We start from the raw sequence: 18,553 nt of genomic DNA, 5'->3' as shown, positions 1-18,553 counted from the left end.
ATGGAGTACACCCATTTTTTTGTTGATACCAGTAAAGCAAGCAGGAAACTTGGATTATTAAATGCTGATACAATTAATTCAATTCTTAAAGACCTTGCTGCCCTTGCTGTTACAGAAACCGAATTTCTGTTAAAAGAAAACAAGGAGGATCTTTTGCGCATGGATCCTGAGGATCCGAAATATGACCGTTTAAAATTAACCCCGCAAAGAATTAAGGATATTGCCAAAGAAATAACCAATGTAGCAGGTCTGCCTTCTCCGCTTGGTAAAACGCTTATAAGTAAAGAACTGCCAAATGGTTTGAAATTAACAAAGGTAAGTGTGCCGTTGGGTATGGTTGGGGTAATCTACGAAGCCCGGCCCAATGTTACATTCGATGTGTTTTCTCTTTGTTTAAAATCAGGGAATGCCTGTGTTTTAAAAGGCGGCAGCGACGCCTCTTCTTCCAATCAGGCTATTATTTCACTTATTCATAAAGTTTTAGAAAAACACCGGGTTGATAAAAATAGTGCAACATTGCTGCCGCCTGAGCGGGAAGCAACAGAAGCGCTTTTAAACGCTTCCGGATATGTTGATGTATTGATACCAAGAGGAAGCCAGTCTCTAATAAATTATGTGCGGAAAAATGCCCGGATTCCGGTAATAGAGACAGGCGCAGGTATTGTACATACTTATTTTGATGAAACTGCCGATCTTGAAAAAGGAAAGTCAATTATTTTGAATGCTAAGACACGCAGAGTAAGCGTTTGTAACGCTCTTGACTGCTTGTTAATTCATGAGTCAAGATTGAAGGACCTTGCTGAATTGATTAAACCTTTAGCTAAGAAAGAAGTAGAGTTGTTTGCTGATGATCAGTCGTTTAAAGCTGTTGAAGGTGCATATGCTGCAACATTGAACCCTGCAAGACAGGAGCATTTCGGGACAGAGTTTTTGTCAAATAAAATGGCTGTAAAAACTGTGAAAGATATGGAAGAGGCTTTGGAACATATTGCTAATAACAGCTCCAAACACAGCGAAGCCATTATATCTGAAAGTGAAGAAAATATTGAACGATTTTTAAATGGGGTAGATGCTGCTGCTGTTTTTGCCAATACGTCAACCGCTTTTACAGATGGAGCTCAGTTTGGACTGGGTGCAGAGATAGGTATTAGTACCCAGAAGCTACACGCCCGCGGCCCAATGGGACTTGATGAACTTACAAGTTATAAATGGATCGTTAAAGGAAATGGCCAGGTAAGGCCTTAATAAAGTTTGTACGAGAAATAAGAAAGCCGGATCCTCTGATCCGGCTTTCTTATTTTAAGCTATAAGTATTCTTTATTTAGCTACTGCTAAAGCGGGATATTTCTTTACAAGTAAATGGAATCCATAAAACAGCACGGTTCCATAGATTGCGTCGCCAATGAGCATGTTTTGTAAAAACGGTAATCCCATTATGTAAGATTGAATTATTCCGCTAAAGTTATGAGGATATAAAGTTTCCGGATACAGATAAGCGAAATTTGTTATCAGGAAGAATATTAATGCGCCACCTATCGATGCCAGGCCGACATTTGCTACCGTTACATTTTTTCTGATTAAGAAACCGCACAACACCATTAACACAAACCCAATATAAACTGAAGTATTGAAGCCGTATCCAATAAACAAATCGGATAGAGCCATAACTGCTAAGGGAATTAAAAATGCAAGCCATTTGTCTTTAAATTGTGCTCCTGCAAAAATTGCCAGGGCACCAACTGCTGTAAAATTCCAAAGGTGGGGGATTAATAGGGGGATAGCACGAGTGGAAGCCGCAAGTACTACAAGTAAGCTTAATACAATTATCCTGGAAAAATTTAAGTGCTTTGTCATCTTTCAAAATTAGAAAAAATATCAAATCAAAAAAAGGGAATTATCCGATATGAATCCATTAATTTTAGTGTTATTGCTGCCAAATTTAATTCTGTTTTAATAAATATATTACTGTTTTACAGATTATTGTCTAGGATTAACTTTTTTGTTTGTTTAGATATTTAATTTGTTTTACAAACTTTACAGATTAAGTAGCCAAATATAATTTTGTTTAATATTAATATTTTATATAAAAAATTGATATTTAATTACTAATCATTCTTGTATTACTGTTTTTATTTATATTCATTTCTCTTGTAAGCTTCGTGAAAGTCGGTACGCATAAAATCAAAACGTTGAACGACGGAGGTGATAAATTCATCATCCAATATTTTAAAAACTCCGTTTACTCCTTCTGTTATATCTATTTCAGAAAGCTTATATGTTTGTTCAAGAGCACCTTTTTCAAATTTGATGAGGTACTTCATGTTCATCGAAAAAATAGTGATTTTACAATCAGGACGTGGTAATTCTGCTACTATTCTCATATATTATATTATATTTTCCAGCGGATTTTTTCCGTTCAGTAAGCCTGTTGAGTAAACGGGTTTAAACCGTGCAAACAGCTCTTCACTGTACCAGTTTTCATTCCTTGTTTTGTTTATAACTTGTTTATGTTCTTCTGAATGATAAGCAAATACCTTTAAATCACTTAAGCTGCGCCAGATCGAAAACGTGGCTTGTCGATAAACAGGAGCCTCTCCTATACCAACTGAGGTAATATAACCGGGAGCATTTTTCATTATCCGGGCAACAGGTTTAACATGTGACCAGAAATTTTTTAACCGGCTGATTCGAATAGTTGCTCTGGTTAAAACAGCAACAGGCCCGGTATATTCTTCCTGGTTACCTGTATATTTAAAGGGCTCCTGGTTATCCCATTTTCCGTGGCCGGAGATAGGTTCGCAAAGTATCGTCCATTGTTCTGTAGTAAAGGTGGCCCACCATTTTTTTATGAGCGATGTGGTGTTGAAAATTTCAAAATCAGCCCGGTTTTCCCATGTAGCGAGTAATCCCCAATGTTGCCAGTCCGGGTTTAAATCGAAACTGCCACCTCTGCCTGTACCCAATAGTTTCCAGAACCTGCAACTTTTGTTAATAAGCAAAGGAATCCGGAATATGGCCATTGAAAGAAGCGCCAATGGAATAAACCTTTTTCTATATTTTACAATAGTTAATGAGACAAGCATTTATAATCCTATTTTTGTATTCCAACCCGATTTTATGGCAAAAGAAGAACAAAAATATACCTTCTGGACAAAGTATAAACATTTTGCCACTAATGAAATTTTATTGTATGTAATAATGATAACTGGAATTCTTTTGGGATTGTTGCTATTTTCTTAATCGACTCTTTTTAAAAGAATTTTTACTTCTCCGCAGTGGCAAGAACAGATGTCTGTGTAAATTCAGCGTTAAAATAATCAACAAATCTAATATTTCAATAGATTTTCCGACCTTTGCTGCACATGAAACTGAATCTGAAACGTCCTCTTGCTTTTTTTGATCTTGAAGCTACCGGTCTAACTATCGGAATTGATCGTATTGTTGAAATTTCTATCCTTAAAGCAAAACCGGACGGGACAGAAGAAATAAAAACGCTAAGAATTAATCCAGAGAGGCCAATTCCTTTAGAATCTTCACTGATCCATGGGATATATGATGAGGATATAAAAGATGCACCCGCCTTTAAAGATGTAGCACAAAGCCTGGCTGATTTTTTAGATAACTGCGACCTTGCCGGGTACAATTCAAATAAATTTGATGTTCCGATGCTGTTGGAAGAATTTCTTCGTGCCGGTATTGATTTTGATCTTTCGGAACGGAAATTTGTGGACGTTCAGAATATTTTCCATCAAATGGAACAACGAACGCTGAAAGCTGCATATCAGTTTTACTGCGGAAAAAGCATCGAAAATGCGCACTCGGCGGAGGCTGACATTAAAGCAACCTACGAGGTGTTGCTGGCGCAGCTAGAAAAATACCAGGATGTAGAATGGGAAGATAAGAAAGGGAACAAACTGGTGCCTGTGCAAAATGATGTGGATGCCTTGCATGCTTTTACTAATTTAAGCAGGCCGGTAGATTTTGCGGGGAGAATTGTTTATAACGAAAGTGGCGAAGAAATTTTCAACTTCGGAAAGCATAAAGGTAAACGGGTAGAAGATGTTTTCCATTCAGAGCCAAGTTATTATTCCTGGATGCAGCAGGGCGATTTTCCATTATATACTAAGCGTTGCCTTGAAAAAATATGGGTCAGGTGGAATGAAAAGAAAGTTGTAATCAAAAAACAAACAGAAACTACCATTGTGCTTGAGAGGACTGATAATCCTCAGAAGCAAAACTTTCAGCAAAGGAACTCAAAAGAGCAATTTAATTCAAAACCCAAAAAATCTGAACCCATTACCAACGATATGCTGGAACAGCTAAAGCTGAAGTTCGGAAAGTAATTATTTTAGATTTGATAAGGAATAGCTTCCCATACTGAATCTATAAACCATTTTTTCGAATCGTATAAGTGGGTTTCGATTTTAAAGTGCGTTTCCCGTGCTATTTTCTCAATTTCATCTTCGGTATATTTTTGCGAAGTTTCCATATAGATAATTTCATTCGCTGCAAAATGTATTTCAGTACCCTGAATGGTTACTTTCTGATCTTTTAAACTAAATAAATAACTTTTGCAGGCGCCGCTTTCAGGATCGTAATTTTCATAATGGTCGAACTGTTCTAAATTGAAGTTTCCGTTTAACTCCTTGTTTATCCTGTTAAGCAGGTTAAGATTGAATTCTTTAGTAATGCGTTCACTATCGTTGTAAGCCTTGAAAATTGTCCATGGATTTTTTTTCAGATCAAATCCAATCAAAGCGAGATCGCCGTCGGAAAGATATTTGCGCAGAGTTCGGCAAAAATCAACTGCTTCTGTAGGAGGCATGTTCCCAATATTTGATCCGAGAAATAATACAACTTTAGGTTTGCCCGAAAGGCGGCTTACCTCGTCAAGTGTATCAAAAAATTCTCCTGTAAGTCCTTTTATTTTTAAACCCGTGAGTTTTTCTGGAAGTTCATCCGAAACCATATTTACTGCATGTTCAGAAATATCTGTTGGATAGTAGGTGAAATCAAGTCCTTCATCCAATAAACATTTCAACAAATGGCGGGATTTATAAGCATCTCCTGCACCGAGTTCAACTACATCAAATCCTTCGCTGAAACGTGAAAATAATTTACTGAAATCACTACACCTGTTTTTGAAAATTTCCAGCTCACAGTCTGTTACATAATAGTCGGCAGACCGCATGATCCTTTGGAAAATGTGGTCGCCCTCTGCATCGTAAAAGTATTTTGAATATAATTTTTTGGGGTGCGATCGGAGGCCTTTAATAACATCCTGCAAAAAACCACCGATATTTTCAGGTTCGAGATTACTGTTATCTTCAAATTTAGTCAATTGTTCTTTTTTCATAGTCTTATTTTGCCAGACGAATGCCTGTACATTGCCATTGCAAATGCGGGTGAAAGAAATTGCGGTAAGTTATCCGGCTGTGTCCGGCTGGTGTAAATTCAGATGCACCTCGTAGTACCATTTGATTAACCATAAATTTGCCGTTGTATTCTCCGATTGCTCCTGCGGGTTTTTTAAAATCCGGATAGGGCAGGTAAGCGCTTTCGGTCCATTCCCAACGATGTCCCCATTCAAATTGAACTGCTGCAACTTCCCATTCAAACTCCGTTAGTAGCCGTAATCCTTTCCATTCTGCATAGGCATGGGCTTCGTAATAACTGATGTGGCTAAGCGGCTCTGATTCTGATACGGGTTCTAAGCCCCGCAGGGTATAATTAAACCAAACCTTATCAATTTCATGCCAGTAAAGCGGTTTTGTTATGTGGTTTTTATTAACCCAATCCCAGCCTTCTGAGTGCCAGTACCGGAAATTTTTATATCCGTCATCATTAATAAATTCGAGGTATTCTTTGTTGCTTACAAGTGCAGAGCTTACAGAAAAGTTTTTCAGGTAAACTTTATGCCTTGATAGTTCATTATCAAAGCAAAATCCAAGGCCTTGATAGCCTATTTCATAAACTCCTTCGGGTATTTCAACATATGCTGTTTCGGTGTCTGTTTTCTTTATAGAAGGGTAGTCGGCAGAATAAGCAGGAAAAAGAGGGTTATGGCCCAAAATGTATTTTATATCTGTAAATAAAAGTTCCTGGTGCTGTTGTTCATGCTGCAAACCTAATTCAATAAGGTCTTTAAGTTGATTTACTTTTTCATCGTTATATAATAGAACCGCCATAGCAGCATCTACATGCTGGCGGTAAAGAAATATTTCATTTACAGTGGGCCTGCTCAGGTTGCCACGGTCTGTCCTTATTACTCTGGCGCCTACAGTTTCGTAATAACTGTTAAAAACATAATTGTAGTCGGGGTTATATGGTTTGTAGTTTTCTGCATGCGGAATTAAGATAAAAGTCTCAAAAAACCAGGTAGTATGTCCTAAATGCCACTTGGGGGGACTAACATCAGGTATTGGCTGTACTACATAATCTTCCGTTCGGAGCGGTGCGCAAATTTCTTCTGTTCGTTTTCGTATTAAACGATAGGTATTGATAAACATCCATCTATTTTTCCTTTTAACCTGATAGTAACCGATAATGTTTTCTTAGGTGTTTGCATAAAAAGATTTCCAAATGGCTTTATCAGGGAGTAAGATTTATATTTTTGTCTTCAATTCAATATAAGCTATGAAATTTGCAACCAAAGCTATACACGCCGGGCAGCAGCCTGACCCCACTACAGGAGCCATCATGACACCTATTTATCAAACTTCTACTTACTGGCAGGCTTCACCTGGTGAGCATAAAGGATATGAATATTCAAGGGGAACAAATCCGACGCGTAAAGCGCTGGAAGATTGCCTGGCGGCTTTGGAGAATGCAAAATACGGACTTGCTTTTTCCAGCGGGATGGGAGCTACAGATGCAGTGATTAAATTATTGGCTCCCGGCGATGAAATTATAACCGGAAATGATTTGTATGGGGGATCTTTCCGCATGTTTACGAAAATATTCGCCAATTATGGTATCAAATTTCACTTTATTGATTTCTCAAACCCTGATCATTTACAAGAGGTAGTTAATGAAAGAACCAAACTTGTTTGGGTAGAAACGCCTACCAATCCAACAATGCAAATAGTAGATATCGGGCGTATTGCACAAATTTGTAAAGAAAAGGATTTGCTTCTTGCGGTTGACAATACATTTGCATCGCCCTATCTCCAAAATCCAATCGATCTGGGTGCAGATCTGGTAATGCATTCGGTTACAAAATATTTGGGAGGTCATTCCGATGTGGTTATGGGAGCCTTAATGATGAACGATGACAGGCTATATGAGCGTTTACGTTTTATTTATAATTCATGCGGCGCTACACCAGGGCCAATGGATAGTTTTTTAGTTCTGAGGGGAATAAAAACGCTTCACCTGCGTATGAAAGCACATTGCGAGAACGGCCGTCAAATAGCGGCTTTCTTAAAAAATCATCCCAAGGTAGATAAGATTTACTGGCCGGGTTTTGAAGATCATCCAAACCACGAGGTTGCTAAAAAACAGATGAAAGATTTTGGTGGAATGATCTCTTTTTCGATTAAGGATGCCGATTTGCAGGAAACATTTAGAATTGCTTCCAGGTTTAAGGTATTCTCGCTGGCAGAATCTTTAGGGGGAGTGGAATCACTTGTAAATCATCCGGCTACGATGACACATGCTTCTATCCCTAAAGAATTAAGAGAAAAAGTGGGAGTGGTTGACAGTTTATTGCGTTTATCGGTAGGAGTGGAAGATATTGAAGACCTTCTGGAAGATATTGCAAATGCATTGGCCTGAGACAAAGCTGCGGTATCTTTTTAAAAAGAAATAGTTGTGATTTTATTTCAGGTTATGCCGGTTGTATTACAGGTAATCTAAACCAGAAGGTACTTCCTGTACCCACTTCACTTTCTGCACCGATTTCGCCTTCGTGATTTTTTATAATCTCGCAGCTTATATATAAACCCAATCCCAGGCCCTGAACCACGTTTTCAGTTTCATCTACCCGGTAAAACCGTTCAAAAAGCAAAGGGATTTTGTTTTTCGGAACTCCTATTCCAAAATCCTGAACACAAATACGGATACTTTCTTTTTCGGGCTGAGCAAAAACTACAATTTCCTTGCCCTCAGGGGAGTATTTGGCTGCATTTGTAAGAAAATTAACCAATACCTGGCTTATCCTGCTTTTATCAGCAAAGACATACAGATTAGGTAAATCAAGAATATGATAATGATGTTCTGTTGTATGTCTGATCTCTTCAACAGCTTCAGATACTAATTCAGATATTGAAACAATGCTTTTATTAAGCTGTAATTTCCCTCGCTGGATTTTGGTAACATCTAACAGATCATTAACCAGGCCTGTTAACCTGTTAACCTGTTTGTTTGCGTTCTGAATAAACGGATGTATCTGATGACTTTCGTTAGAATTTCGTGCAAAACGCTCTAAAATTTGCAGGGATGCTTTCATGCTCGTCAAGGGTGTTTTAAGCTCGTGACTGGCAATGCTTAAAAACTCATCTTTAGCATGATTCTGTTTTTCAATCTGCGCCTTTGATTCTACCAGCTGTTTGATTATGTTTCGTGTAAAAATACCTGCACTGATGACAATTGATAAAATAAAAATAATATTCAGATATAATAACATAGATGTCACCAGTCGTGTAGCTTCTCCTAATACCAAAGAAAAAGTCCGCTGATGTGCAGTAAGCTGATCATTAATTCGGTCGATTTTTTTTAGTAATTGCTCCCGTTCTTCAGGCAGAAATTTTTCATCCAATGATTTCCAGTAGATAGATTTGCCAATTTCATGCAACTGACGTATTTCGGCATCCGCCATTTTCCACTCATGTACTGCACAATTGAAATATGAAAATCCTTTGAGGTTTTGATACAGCCAGATCATGTTGTCAATATCCAGCGAATGATTCCTTCCCTGGATAAAACCGCTTTTTATTTTTTCATAATCCTCATCCTTGTCCATTTCTACACGGGCAATACTATCGCCAATCGGAACAGACAATTCCTGCTCAAATAAACGATAATACTTCAGATCATAAGTGTCTAAATAAGAAACAAGATGTTTTGCAGCATCTTTCTGGCCTTTAGAATATTGAGACTCCCCGTTAACATAAGCCCTTGTAGCTGAAAGGAATTTAATGGAATAGTGATTTAAAAGTATCAGGATAGTGGAAGACAGAATGATTATAACAGCAATGCTAAACGTATAGCGCTGGTTGCGTACAAAGGTTAAAAGTTTCATAGGATAACTTCCTTCCTTTTAAAAAATATTCTATTGCCCTTTTTCTCTTGCACTGGTAGATTTTAATAAGTAGTACTGCTGTAACTTCTGAATAACCCACTACCTTTAAAATCAATTAAAATTTACAGGTAAGTAGTTGTCTTCACTTCTTTTATACGACAGGAATTTTAAGGTGTTACAGCTCAGTGAAATTTTTTAGGAGGTATAGAAATAACAAAGGGGCGTTAAGCCCCTTCGTAAACTTCATAATTTTTTCTATCTCTTACGCAGTTATAAGTTATGAGTTACAACATTAAGAAATTGGTGAGATGCGCTTTTAAAAGATCTCTTTTTCCAGGATTTTACCCGATTTTTTATCCTTTAATATTAGTTTCTTTGCTCCAAAATGAGTTAATTCTTCTTTTATAAGATAGTAATTTTCATCATAGTCTACCAGTGTGCGGCCGCTTTCAACTCCTTCTTTGCCTCTCCAGATATCCAGTTTTACCGGCTCCCATAATTTTGATTTAGCCGATCTGTAGGCCGCATCCATTACTGCATTTACTATATATCCGTCATAAAATGTTTCAGCCGGTTCCCGGTTTTCTTCTATAGCCCTGAACATATCTGTAAACATATGATTGTATCCCAGGTCATTTACTTCATCACCCATAGGGAAAAGCCAGCCGCTGTTGCTCTCGGCTTTTTCAGCAATATAATCACCACCTTTCCCCGAGGTAAACATCTCAAAGCCGGTTCTTAAAAAGTTATTTATCCAGATAGTGCCTTCTGTACCCATTACTTCATCCCGCAAATCCAGTCCGCCTCTGAATGTCCAGCTTACTTCAAACTGCCCGATGGCCCCATTTTCATATTTTATCAATCCAATTGCATGGTCTTCAGCATCAATGGGTTTAACTTGGGTAGCAGCCCAGCACATAACTTCTATTGGTTTAATGTCTTTCCCGATATAATTTCGGCCTATTTCAATACAATGGCATCCCAGGTCGAGGATTGCTCCGCCACCTGCCTGCTCTATATCCCAAAACCATTCGCTATGCGGACCCGGATGGGTTTCTCTTGATTTTGTCCATAAAATACGGCCGAGTGCGCCAGATTTTACGCTTTGCACAGCTTTTAAAAATTTTGGTGTATAACAAAGGTCTTCAAGATAACCGTGAATTATTCCTGCTGCTTCTACGGCTTCAAGCATTCTTTTTGCTTCTTCCGCATTTCGTCCCAAAGGCTTTGTGCAAAGTACCGCCTTTTTTGCCTTTGCACAGGCTAAAACGGCTTCTTCATGTAAGTTATTAGGGAGTGCGATACATACTACATCTACTTCAGGATGGTTAACGGCTTCTTCCAGCGAAGTGGTCCAGTGTTGAAAGGAATAGTCCTGCGCAAATTTTCTGGCTGATTCTTCCCGGCGGGAATAAACACTAACTATCTGGTCTTTACTTCTTTGTCCAAGTATTGCGTCAGCATAAAAGCGGCCGATAAAGCCCGAACCAAGCATGGCGATCTTTCTACTCATATTTTTAAATTGGTTGTGTTTTAACAAAAACCTGAAACTAAATTTTTTTAATTCAACCGTATCAGGCTGCCGGTAAAATTCTTGTTATTTAAATGCGCTGATTCCGGTTATGTCTTCGCCGGTAATTAGCAAATGAATATCGTGTGTGCCTTCATAAGTAATTACAGATTCAAGGTTCATCAGGTGGCGCATTACTGGGTAATCGCCGGTTATTCCCATGGCACCAAGAATTTGCCGTGCTTCTCTTGCAATATGTACAGCTGTTTCCACACTATTCCTTTTCGCCATGGATATCTGGGCAGGAGTAGCTCTGCCTTCATTCTTTAAAACTCCTAAACGCCATATCAGCAACTGGCCTTTTGTAATTTCGGTTATCATTTCTGCAAGCTTTTTTTGCTGCAGCTGGAAACCAGCAATGGGTTTATCAAACTGGGTACGCTCTTTGGCATACCTTAAAGCGGTGTCGTAGCAATCCATAGCTGCGCCGAGGGCTCCCCACGCAATTCCAAACCTTGCCTGATTGAGGCAGCTTAAAGGGCCTTTCATTCCTCTGACTTCCGGCAATAGATTTTTTTTCGGAACTTTTACATTATCAAATACCAGTTCTCCTGTAGCGGATGCCCTTAAGCTCCACTTATTGTGAGTTTCGGGCGCTGTAAATCCTTCCATTCCCCGTTCCAGGATCATTCCCCGAACCACATTTTGTTCATCTTTCGCCCAAACAACAGCAATATCAGCAAATGGCGCATTTGATATCCACATTTTAGTTCCGTTAAGGATGTAGTAGCTGCCAGCGTCTTTTATAGTACTGGACATTCCCGACGGATTGGATCCGTGATCCGGTTCGGTCAATCCAAAACAACCCATTAAATTACCAGAAGCCAGTTCAGGCAGATATTTTCTTTTTTGATCTTCAGACCCGAATGAAAAAATAGGATACATAACTAAAGATCCTTGTACAGATGCGGTAGATCGTATTCCCGAATCACCCCGCTCCAATTCCTGCATAATAATACCGTAAGAAATATAATCTAATCCGGCTCCTCCATATATTGCGGGTATGGTTAGCCCAAATGCACCTATTTCCGCTAATCCCTTTATTAAATGTTTCGGAAATGTAGAACTTTGGGCATATTCTTCAATTATCGGGCTCAGTTCGCGTTTCACCCAATCCCGTACTGTGGTTCGGATGAGTTTATGTTCTTCAGTTAACAGCTCGTCCATTAAATAATAATCAGGCGACTGGTACAAGTCTTTTCGTGCTGACTTAGCGAATATCTTATCCTGCTTATCCATCGGGAAGCTTTTATCAAATCTAACGAATTGCTTTTTATAAAGTATTTATCAGCAAAAATCTATTTTTGTTTATGGGAATTTTGAGGCAGACAGTAGCTTTAAACGGCATCCGTTTTTTTGCTTACCACGGTTTTTATGAAGAAGAACGAAAAACAGGAACTACATTCCTGCTGGATATAGAAACTGAATTTGAATTAAAAACTGCAGGAAACGACGAAATTCAACATACACTTAATTACGAACGTCTTTTTGAGATTGCGGAAGCCGAAATGGGCAACACACGAAAGCTACTGGAAACGGTTGTTTATAACATCATCGAAAGGATAAAAAAAGAGTTCGGATATGTTGACTATATAAAAGTAAGGCTCCAGAAAATGAATCCTCCGTTCTCCGCTCAGATTAATAATTCAGTAGTCCAGCTTGTTTATACCCGCTAAAATGACTTATAATAAGATTACGTCAGAGATTCTGAAGGAAATAGTAGGAATTGCAGGGGAAGGAGCGGTCGCTTTTTCTGCTGAAGAGATGGAAAGATATTCACGGGATGAAACGGAAGACCTTTCCTTTGTTCCTGAAGTGGTAGTAAAGCCTTCTTCTCCTCAACAGATCTCGGATCTGTTGAAATTATGCAATGAACATCATATTCCCGCAACACCACGCGGCGGAGGAACCGGGCTTAGCGGAGCCGCATTGCCGGTTCATGGAGGGATACTCATCTCTATGGAAAAATTTAATAAAATTATAGAGATTGATGAACGAAACTTACAGGCAACGGTAGAGCCGGGTGTAATTACCGAAATATTTATAAATCAAGTATCGGAAAAGGGATTTTTGTATCCAATTGATCCATCGAGTAAGGGAAGTTGTTTTATCGGTGGCAACCTCGCTCATGGTTCAGGTGGCCCCCGGGTGGTTAAATATGGAACAATTCGTGAATATATACTTAATCTGGAGGTTGTTTTACCTACAGGAGAAATTATCTGGACAGGCGCAAATACATTAAAATACGCATCGGGATATAATCTTACGCAATTACTTATCGGCTCGGAGGGGACTTTAGGAATTGTAACTAAAATAGTTGTTAAACTTATTCCTGCGCCGCAGCACAATCTTTTAATGATGGCTTCCTTTCCGGATAATGAACAAGCTTGCGCAGCTGTTTCTGCTATTTTTCGTACAGGAGTGATTCCTTCAGCTCTTGAATTTATGGAACGTAAAGGAGTGGAATGGGTGATTGAGTACGATAAAATTCCATTTGAACTAAAAGAAGGGGTACATGCTTTTTTATTGATAGAGGTTGACGGAAATAACCTGGATATGCTTTTTGCCGATTGTGAAAAAATAAACGAAGTGCTGGAGTTAAATGGCTGCATTGAAGTTCTCTTTGCTGATTCTGCTGCGCAAAAAGATGAATTGTGGCGGATACGAAGAGTACTGCCGGTTTCAGTAAAATCAAACTCTGTTTATAAAGAAGAAGATACGGTAGTGCCACGAGCCGAACTCCCTCGTTTAATTCATGGGATTAAACAGATTGGAAACAAATACGGATTTGAATCGGTTTGTTATGGACATGCGGGAGATGGAAATCTCCATGTAAATATAATTAAAGGAAATATGACGGATGAGGACTGGAATAGCAAATTGAAAGAGGGTATTCGTGAAATATTCGGATTAACCATTTCGTTAGGAGGTACAATTTCAGGTGAGCATGGAATCGGGCTTGTACAACGTGAATATATGAATTTAAAATATTCTACCGGGCACCTGGATTTAATGCGTGGTATAAAGAAAGTTTTTGATCCGAATGAAATTTTGAACCCAGGTAAAATTTTCTGAGATGTTTAATGCCGATCTTAATTCACACGATCTTGTCAGTATTGCTATTTCGTTAATATGCGGAAGTGTTATAGGACTGGAGCGGGAATATCAGAATAAGTCTGCAGGTTTCAGAACCATAATTCTTATTTGTTTCGGAGCAACTATTTTTACCCTTGTTTCTATCCATTCTGCCGGACACAGCGATCGTATCGCTTCAAATATTGTAACAGGAATAGGATTTATAGGAGCAGGAGTTATTTTTAAAGATAGTTTGTGGGTAAAAGGATTAACAACTGCAGCGGTTATATGGGCTTCCGCAGCTATTGGAATGCTTTGCGGTGTAGGTCATCATTTACTTTCAATCATTTTATCCGTAGTAATTCTTCTTGTTCTATCCCTGTTTTATCGGGTAGAACAGTGGGTTGACGTTCTTCATCATCGAAAGCAGTTTAACATTACCTTTATTAATACCGATCTGCAATCACTTCATCAATTGGAGCAGAACCTTTTGATGCGTGGTTTGAAATCTCGTAGGATCAGGGTTGCAAAAACAGATACAGGGAATCTGCAGGTGGTTCTTGATATTTCAGGAAATAAGAATAAGATAATGAATATAAACGAACTGATGGTAAATCTTCCCGAGATTCAATCCTTTCAAATTAGTTAAATAAAAGACAAAAAGACAGTTTTATTCAAATTTAGCTGCCTTTTAGTCTTTATTCTGAATATTTGCCACTTTTTATTTCTGTAAGTTCCGTTGGCATAGGACTTGATTCCCTCTTATCGTAGTTAAAAAATATAGGAGGATTATAAAATGGCTTTAGTTAAATTTAATAACGGCACTAACGGAAACGCATTAAGTCCATGGTACAACGACATTTTTGAATCGCTTTTTAACGATTCTTTTGTTTCTGACAGACTTACTTCACGTGTACCTGCGGTTAATATAGCAGAAACAGAAAACGAATTTCATATTGAACTTGCCGCTCCGGGACTTAAAAAAGAAGATTTTAAGATTAATCTTGAAAAGCATGTCTTAAGTATTTCTGCCGAAAAGAAAACAGAGAATACGGAGCAAAATAAAAAGTATAACAGACGCGAATACAGTTACAATTCATTTGTACGCTCATTTACATTGCCAGATACAATAGATCATGCTAACATTGAAGCTGAGTATGTTGATGGTGTATTAAAAATTAACGTAGCAAAAAAAGAAGAAGCAAAGAATCTAACGAGAGAAATTGCTGTAAAATAATTCAAAGGTGAGGTTTAGGTTTGGTTAAAGGTGTTTCCTTCACAGGAAGCACCTTTTTTATTATCGCAGCAAACGTTCTAAATTTATAAATTTGCCTCATGGCAAGGGAAATACTGGAAACCAAGCGTAAGGCATTAAAGATAAATCTTGATCCTAATATTTACGGAACATTTGCAGAAATAGGGGCAGGACAGGAGGTTGCAAGAAACTTTTTTACGGCAGGCGCTGCTTCAGGGACTATCGCTAAGACAATTTCTGCGTACGACATGGTTTTCAGCAATTCTATTTATGGTAAAGAAAATTCAGGAAGGTACGTAAGTAAATCTCGCCTTGAAAAAATGCTTACCCATGAATTTGACTTATTACCAGAAAGGCTTGTTGGAAATAAATATTCTGGTCGTACATTTTTTGCCTTTGCCAATACCGTTACTACGCTCAATTTTAGTAAAACGAATGATCCGCACGGGTGGCTCGGAATAAGATTTCAAACCACTCCTGGAGGAGAATCAAATGATATCATTTTCCATGTGCGCTTGTTAGACAGTGATGCAAGCCTGCAACAGAATGTATTAGGCGTTTTAGGTGTAAACCTGGTTTTTGCGGCGTTTTTTTATTACCAGGATGTGCAAACGATGATCGAATCGCTGGTAGATAATCTTTCTGTAGGATCTGTTGAAATTGATTTAATTAGTCTTCGGGGCCCGGCCTTTACAAATGCGAACGACCGCTTGGTAAATCTTTACCTGATTGCGAAAGGATTTTCGGGAGCGGCAGTATTTGATAAAGACGGAAATGCACTGCAACCTAAAGATCTTTTATACAAAAAAGATATTATGATTCTGCGTACCAAGTACAGGCAGAAATCAACTCCAAATTTTGATCTTTTTAATCTTGCTGTTGATCAATTTAAGCGTTCACAGAATGTGAAGGACGAGAATCTGGTGGTACTTATCGAAGTATTAATGACCAATTTACTGGAGGGTGAAAACGAAGAGCTAAGTAATGAAGACCTGGAAACATTTGCTTCAAGAGCTGAAGAATTGTGTGCAACAGGTAATAATGTTATCGTTTCTAACTTTACCAGGAATCATAAACTTGCGCAATATCTCTCCCGCTGCAAACCGAGCAGCGTAGGTATATCTACCAATATAGCTAATTTAAAGAGGATATTTGATTCCAAAAGCTTTGGCGAACATTACACAGACGAGTTACTTTGTTATATCAGCGATCTTTTCAGTAAAAATGTCAAGTTATTTGCCTATCCGTACCTGAATAAAAAGAGCAATGAGATTATTACTACCCGTAATATGCCGGTATCAGAAGAGGCAAGGCCGCTTTTTGAATTTCTGATACGTAATAACTATATAACTAATATTGAAGGGTACGATCTGAAAGACGTGAAGACGGTTTAATGAAGAGAATTAGTAGAGCTAAATTCTTTTTATTCTATAGGTTATTAAACCAATCGTTTTTAATATCAACAGTTTCGGTCAATTTTGTATTAACACCCAACTTCAGTTCCTTTAGTTTGTCACAGAGTAGTTCACCATCAATTAAGTCAATAGGAGGTGCACCGTCTCTTATAGCTTCTTTTATTGCCTCTCTTGTAAATGTACCTGTTGTTATGAACAGTCCTTTATCTGCTCTGCCTTGCATTGCTCCTCTAAAGTCACGTATCTGACTTGGTGTTACCGAACCTCTATAACGCTTACATTGAAAAATAACATGAAAACTTAGAAGTCCACTTACTCGAACGATTCCCTTTCCGTCAATTCCACCATCACCAACTTTCCCTGTTACCTCAACTTGGAAAAAACCACTTTCTCTTAATAATCTCTGGGCGAGTCTTTCGAATGCAACTGAAGAAATATTATAAAGGATATTCAATAGTTTTTCTTTCCATTCTTCACTGTTATCAACTTCGTCAGTAACTTCCTCTATTTCTATTTTACCAGGTGTTGATCTTAAAGTTCTAATTTTAGGTTGAAGTGGTTTGTCTTGGTCTCTTACTTTTCTAACAATTTCTACGTGATCAAGTTTACTTACATCAATATTGGCTTTAGATAGCGCCCAAATTCCCCTTGATGAGTTTTCAAGAAGTCCAAATTTTTTAAGATATGTCCTACTCCATGCAAGTCTATAATCAACTTCATTTGTATTTCCTTCTACTCCATGTGGAATTTGCAAAACCTCGTCACTTATTTTTGCAATTTCATAAACTTTTGTATTTATTTCTTCTACACTTCCAGAACCTCCTAAATCAATCAGAGCTTTAACGGTAGGAACTAATAGTTGGTCAAATGTTGGTAAGTTACTATTATGTTTTTTCCTTGTCATTAACTTAGATAGCTTGTAAGTATTGTACGTTATATTAGTTTGATGCCAATTATCCCTTCGGCATAATCTGTCATCAATTTAAATAAATATTCGGATTTTTAATTTCCATGAAACGTTCGGGAGTGCTTATAACTTTAAAACCGTATTGCTCATAAAGTCCGTGAGCATCTACAGTAGCGAGCATCCAGCGTCGTAATCCCTGCAGATCCGGGTAAGATTTTATATACTGCACAAGCTGTTTGGATAAGCCTTTACCACGGTATTCAGGTAATATAAAAACATCAGCTAAATAGGCAAAGGTAGCGCAGTCTGTAATAACACGGGCAAATCCTACCTGTTTGTCCGCTTCATACACGCCAAAACATAAGGAATTATCAATTGCACGTTCAACAATATGCAATGGAATTCCTTTTGCCCAATACGAATCCTGGCTCAAATAATCGTGTATCACGCTTAAATCCAGTTTTGTTTTGTCTGCTGAAATAATGAAGTTTTCCATTAGTTGCGCATATTGATGTATTGCAATGGTTGTCCAAAATCTTCTGTACGACACACTGAAATTACAGCCTGAAGGTCGTCAATCTTTTTCCCCTGAACACGCACCTGATCGTCCATAATAGAAGCCTGTACTTTTAATCCGCTGTCTTTAATTTTCTTGACGATTTTCTTTGAGGTTTCTTTATCAATACCTTCTTTCACTTTAATTTCCTTCCGGATCATGTTGCCCGAAGCATACTGTTCTTTTCCCATATCCAAACTTTTAGGGTCCAGATGTTGTTTAACCATACGTGAAATAATCGAATCCTGTATAGCTTTTAAGCGCATATCGTTTTCTGTTACAATGGTTATTTCGTTGGTTTTTTTGTCTAATTCAACAGTACTTTTTGAATCATGAAAATCATACCGGTTCAGTATTTCTTTTTTTGCGTTGTTTATAGCATTATCCAGAGTCTGGCCGTCAAGTTTACTTACAATGTCAAAGGAAGGCATACGCGTTATTTGCTGGTTTAAAAATGGTAAATTTAAATAAGAATTATTGAATGTTCAGTTACTTAACATATAACAATTGTAAAACTTCTTTCGGTTTTAATTA

The 18,553-nt window shown here is 38.0% G+C and carries 19 protein-coding genes; 8 read left to right on the top strand and 11 right to left on the bottom strand.

The genetic code is table 11. From position 1 onward, the window contains the following. A complete protein-coding gene (locus ACLCDL_RS15110; RefSeq protein WP_423149238.1) occupies positions 1–1,245 on the top strand; it encodes a glutamate-5-semialdehyde dehydrogenase in 1,245 nt (414 codons plus the stop codon). Between the two features lie 72 nt (positions 1,246–1,317). Here the strand turns inward: ACLCDL_RS15110 and ACLCDL_RS15105 are convergent, their stop codons facing one another. From ACLCDL_RS15105 to ACLCDL_RS15095, 3 genes are all read right to left on the bottom strand, one after another. After that, complete coding sequence (locus ACLCDL_RS15105) at positions 1,318–1,854, bottom strand: DUF6580 family putative transport protein (RefSeq protein WP_423149237.1); 537 nt, start codon at positions 1,852–1,854, stop codon at positions 1,318–1,320. A 275-nt stretch (positions 1,855–2,129) separates the two neighbouring features. Continuing rightward, the gene (locus ACLCDL_RS15100; RefSeq protein WP_423149236.1) at positions 2,130–2,381 is read right to left on the bottom strand and encodes a hypothetical protein; all 252 of its coding nucleotides are present in this window, start codon (positions 2,379–2,381) and stop codon (positions 2,130–2,132) included. Between the two features lie 3 nt (positions 2,382–2,384). Further along, positions 2,385–3,083, bottom strand: a complete 699-nt coding sequence (locus ACLCDL_RS15095) for a DUF3291 domain-containing protein (protein ID WP_423149235.1) — start codon at positions 3,081–3,083, stop codon at positions 2,385–2,387. Positions 3,084–3,362: 279 nt separating this feature from the next. On the opposite strand from ACLCDL_RS15095, the gene ACLCDL_RS15090 reads away from it, so the two are divergent. Beyond that, complete coding sequence (locus ACLCDL_RS15090) at positions 3,363–4,343, top strand: exonuclease domain-containing protein (RefSeq protein ID WP_423149234.1); 981 nt, start codon at positions 3,363–3,365, stop codon at positions 4,341–4,343. Positions 4,344–4,348: 5 nt separating this feature from the next. On the opposite strand, the gene ACLCDL_RS15085 is transcribed toward ACLCDL_RS15090, so the two are convergent. Then, complete coding sequence (locus tag ACLCDL_RS15085) at positions 4,349–5,356, bottom strand: L-histidine N(alpha)-methyltransferase (protein WP_423149233.1); 1,008 nt, start codon at positions 5,354–5,356, stop codon at positions 4,349–4,351. 4 nt (positions 5,357–5,360) lie between these two features. Next, positions 5,361–6,509 carry an ergothioneine biosynthesis protein EgtB gene (gene egtB / locus ACLCDL_RS15080; RefSeq protein ID WP_423149232.1) on the bottom strand — a complete coding sequence of 383 codons (1,149 nt, stop codon included), beginning with the start codon at positions 6,507–6,509 and terminating at the stop codon, positions 5,361–5,363. 127 nt (positions 6,510–6,636) lie between these two features. On the opposite strand from egtB, the gene ACLCDL_RS15075 reads away from it, so the two are divergent. Then, on the top strand, positions 6,637–7,776 hold the full coding sequence (locus ACLCDL_RS15075; RefSeq protein WP_423149231.1) for a cystathionine gamma-synthase: 1,140 nt from the start codon (positions 6,637–6,639) through the stop codon (positions 7,774–7,776). Positions 7,777–7,828: 52 nt separating this feature from the next. Here ACLCDL_RS15075 and ACLCDL_RS15070 read toward each other — a convergent pair whose 3' ends face one another. The 3 genes from ACLCDL_RS15070 to ACLCDL_RS15060 form a co-directional block, all read right to left on the bottom strand. Further along, positions 7,829–9,241, bottom strand: coding sequence for a sensor histidine kinase (locus ACLCDL_RS15070; RefSeq protein ID WP_423149230.1), 1,413 nt, complete (start codon positions 9,239–9,241; stop codon positions 7,829–7,831). 316 nt (positions 9,242–9,557) lie between these two features. Beyond that, a complete protein-coding gene (locus ACLCDL_RS15065; protein WP_423149229.1) occupies positions 9,558–10,754 on the bottom strand; it encodes a Gfo/Idh/MocA family protein in 1,197 nt (398 codons plus the stop codon). An 84-nt stretch (positions 10,755–10,838) separates the two neighbouring features. Continuing rightward, on the bottom strand, positions 10,839–12,050 hold the full coding sequence (locus tag ACLCDL_RS15060) for an acyl-CoA dehydrogenase family protein (RefSeq protein WP_423149228.1): 1,212 nt from the start codon (positions 12,048–12,050) through the stop codon (positions 10,839–10,841). A 71-nt stretch (positions 12,051–12,121) separates the two neighbouring features. Between ACLCDL_RS15060 and folB the strand changes: the two genes are divergently transcribed. From folB to ACLCDL_RS15035, 5 genes are all read left to right on the top strand, one after another. Continuing rightward, entirely contained in the window at positions 12,122–12,487 is a 366-nt protein-coding gene (gene folB, locus ACLCDL_RS15055) for a dihydroneopterin aldolase (RefSeq protein ID WP_423149227.1), read from the top strand. 1 nt (position 12,488) lies between these two features. Then, complete coding sequence (locus ACLCDL_RS15050; protein WP_423149226.1) at positions 12,489–13,886, top strand: FAD-binding oxidoreductase; 1,398 nt, start codon at positions 12,489–12,491, stop codon at positions 13,884–13,886. A gap of 1 nt (position 13,887) precedes the next feature. After that, positions 13,888–14,535 carry an MgtC/SapB family protein gene (locus tag ACLCDL_RS15045; protein WP_423149225.1) on the top strand — a complete coding sequence of 216 codons (648 nt, stop codon included), beginning with the start codon at positions 13,888–13,890 and terminating at the stop codon, positions 14,533–14,535. A gap of 147 nt (positions 14,536–14,682) precedes the next feature. Beyond that, the gene (locus ACLCDL_RS15040) at positions 14,683–15,123 is read left to right on the top strand and encodes an Hsp20/alpha crystallin family protein (protein WP_423149224.1); all 441 of its coding nucleotides are present in this window, start codon (positions 14,683–14,685) and stop codon (positions 15,121–15,123) included. Positions 15,124–15,221: 98 nt separating this feature from the next. Beyond that, complete coding sequence (locus tag ACLCDL_RS15035) at positions 15,222–16,535, top strand: nicotinamide mononucleotide adenylyltransferase (protein ID WP_423149223.1); 1,314 nt, start codon at positions 15,222–15,224, stop codon at positions 16,533–16,535. A gap of 34 nt (positions 16,536–16,569) precedes the next feature. On the opposite strand, the gene ACLCDL_RS15030 is transcribed toward ACLCDL_RS15035, so the two are convergent. From ACLCDL_RS15030 to ACLCDL_RS15020, 3 genes are all read right to left on the bottom strand, one after another. Further along, positions 16,570–17,460 carry a restriction endonuclease gene (locus ACLCDL_RS15030; RefSeq protein WP_423149222.1) on the bottom strand — a complete coding sequence of 297 codons (891 nt, stop codon included), beginning with the start codon at positions 17,458–17,460 and terminating at the stop codon, positions 16,570–16,572. A gap of 73 nt (positions 17,461–17,533) precedes the next feature. Next, a complete protein-coding gene (locus tag ACLCDL_RS15025) occupies positions 17,534–17,959 on the bottom strand; it encodes a GNAT family N-acetyltransferase (protein ID WP_423149221.1) in 426 nt (141 codons plus the stop codon). After that, positions 17,959–18,450: a YajQ family cyclic di-GMP-binding protein gene (locus tag ACLCDL_RS15020; RefSeq protein WP_423149220.1), complete on the bottom strand. Its 492-nt coding sequence runs from the start codon at positions 18,448–18,450 to the stop codon at positions 17,959–17,961. The genes ACLCDL_RS15025 and ACLCDL_RS15020 overlap by 1 nt, the downstream gene beginning before the upstream one ends. Positions 18,451–18,553: the final 103 nt, after the last annotated feature.

It is taken from the genome of Rubrilithobacter danxiaensis, from assembly GCF_047272945.1.
Classification (GTDB): domain Bacteria; phylum Bacteroidota; class Bacteroidia; order Sphingobacteriales; family Sphingobacteriaceae; genus Rubrolithibacter; species Rubrolithibacter danxiaensis.
The sequence above is the reverse complement of the archived record's forward strand: the minus strand, read 5'-3'. Positions and strand labels throughout refer to the sequence as shown.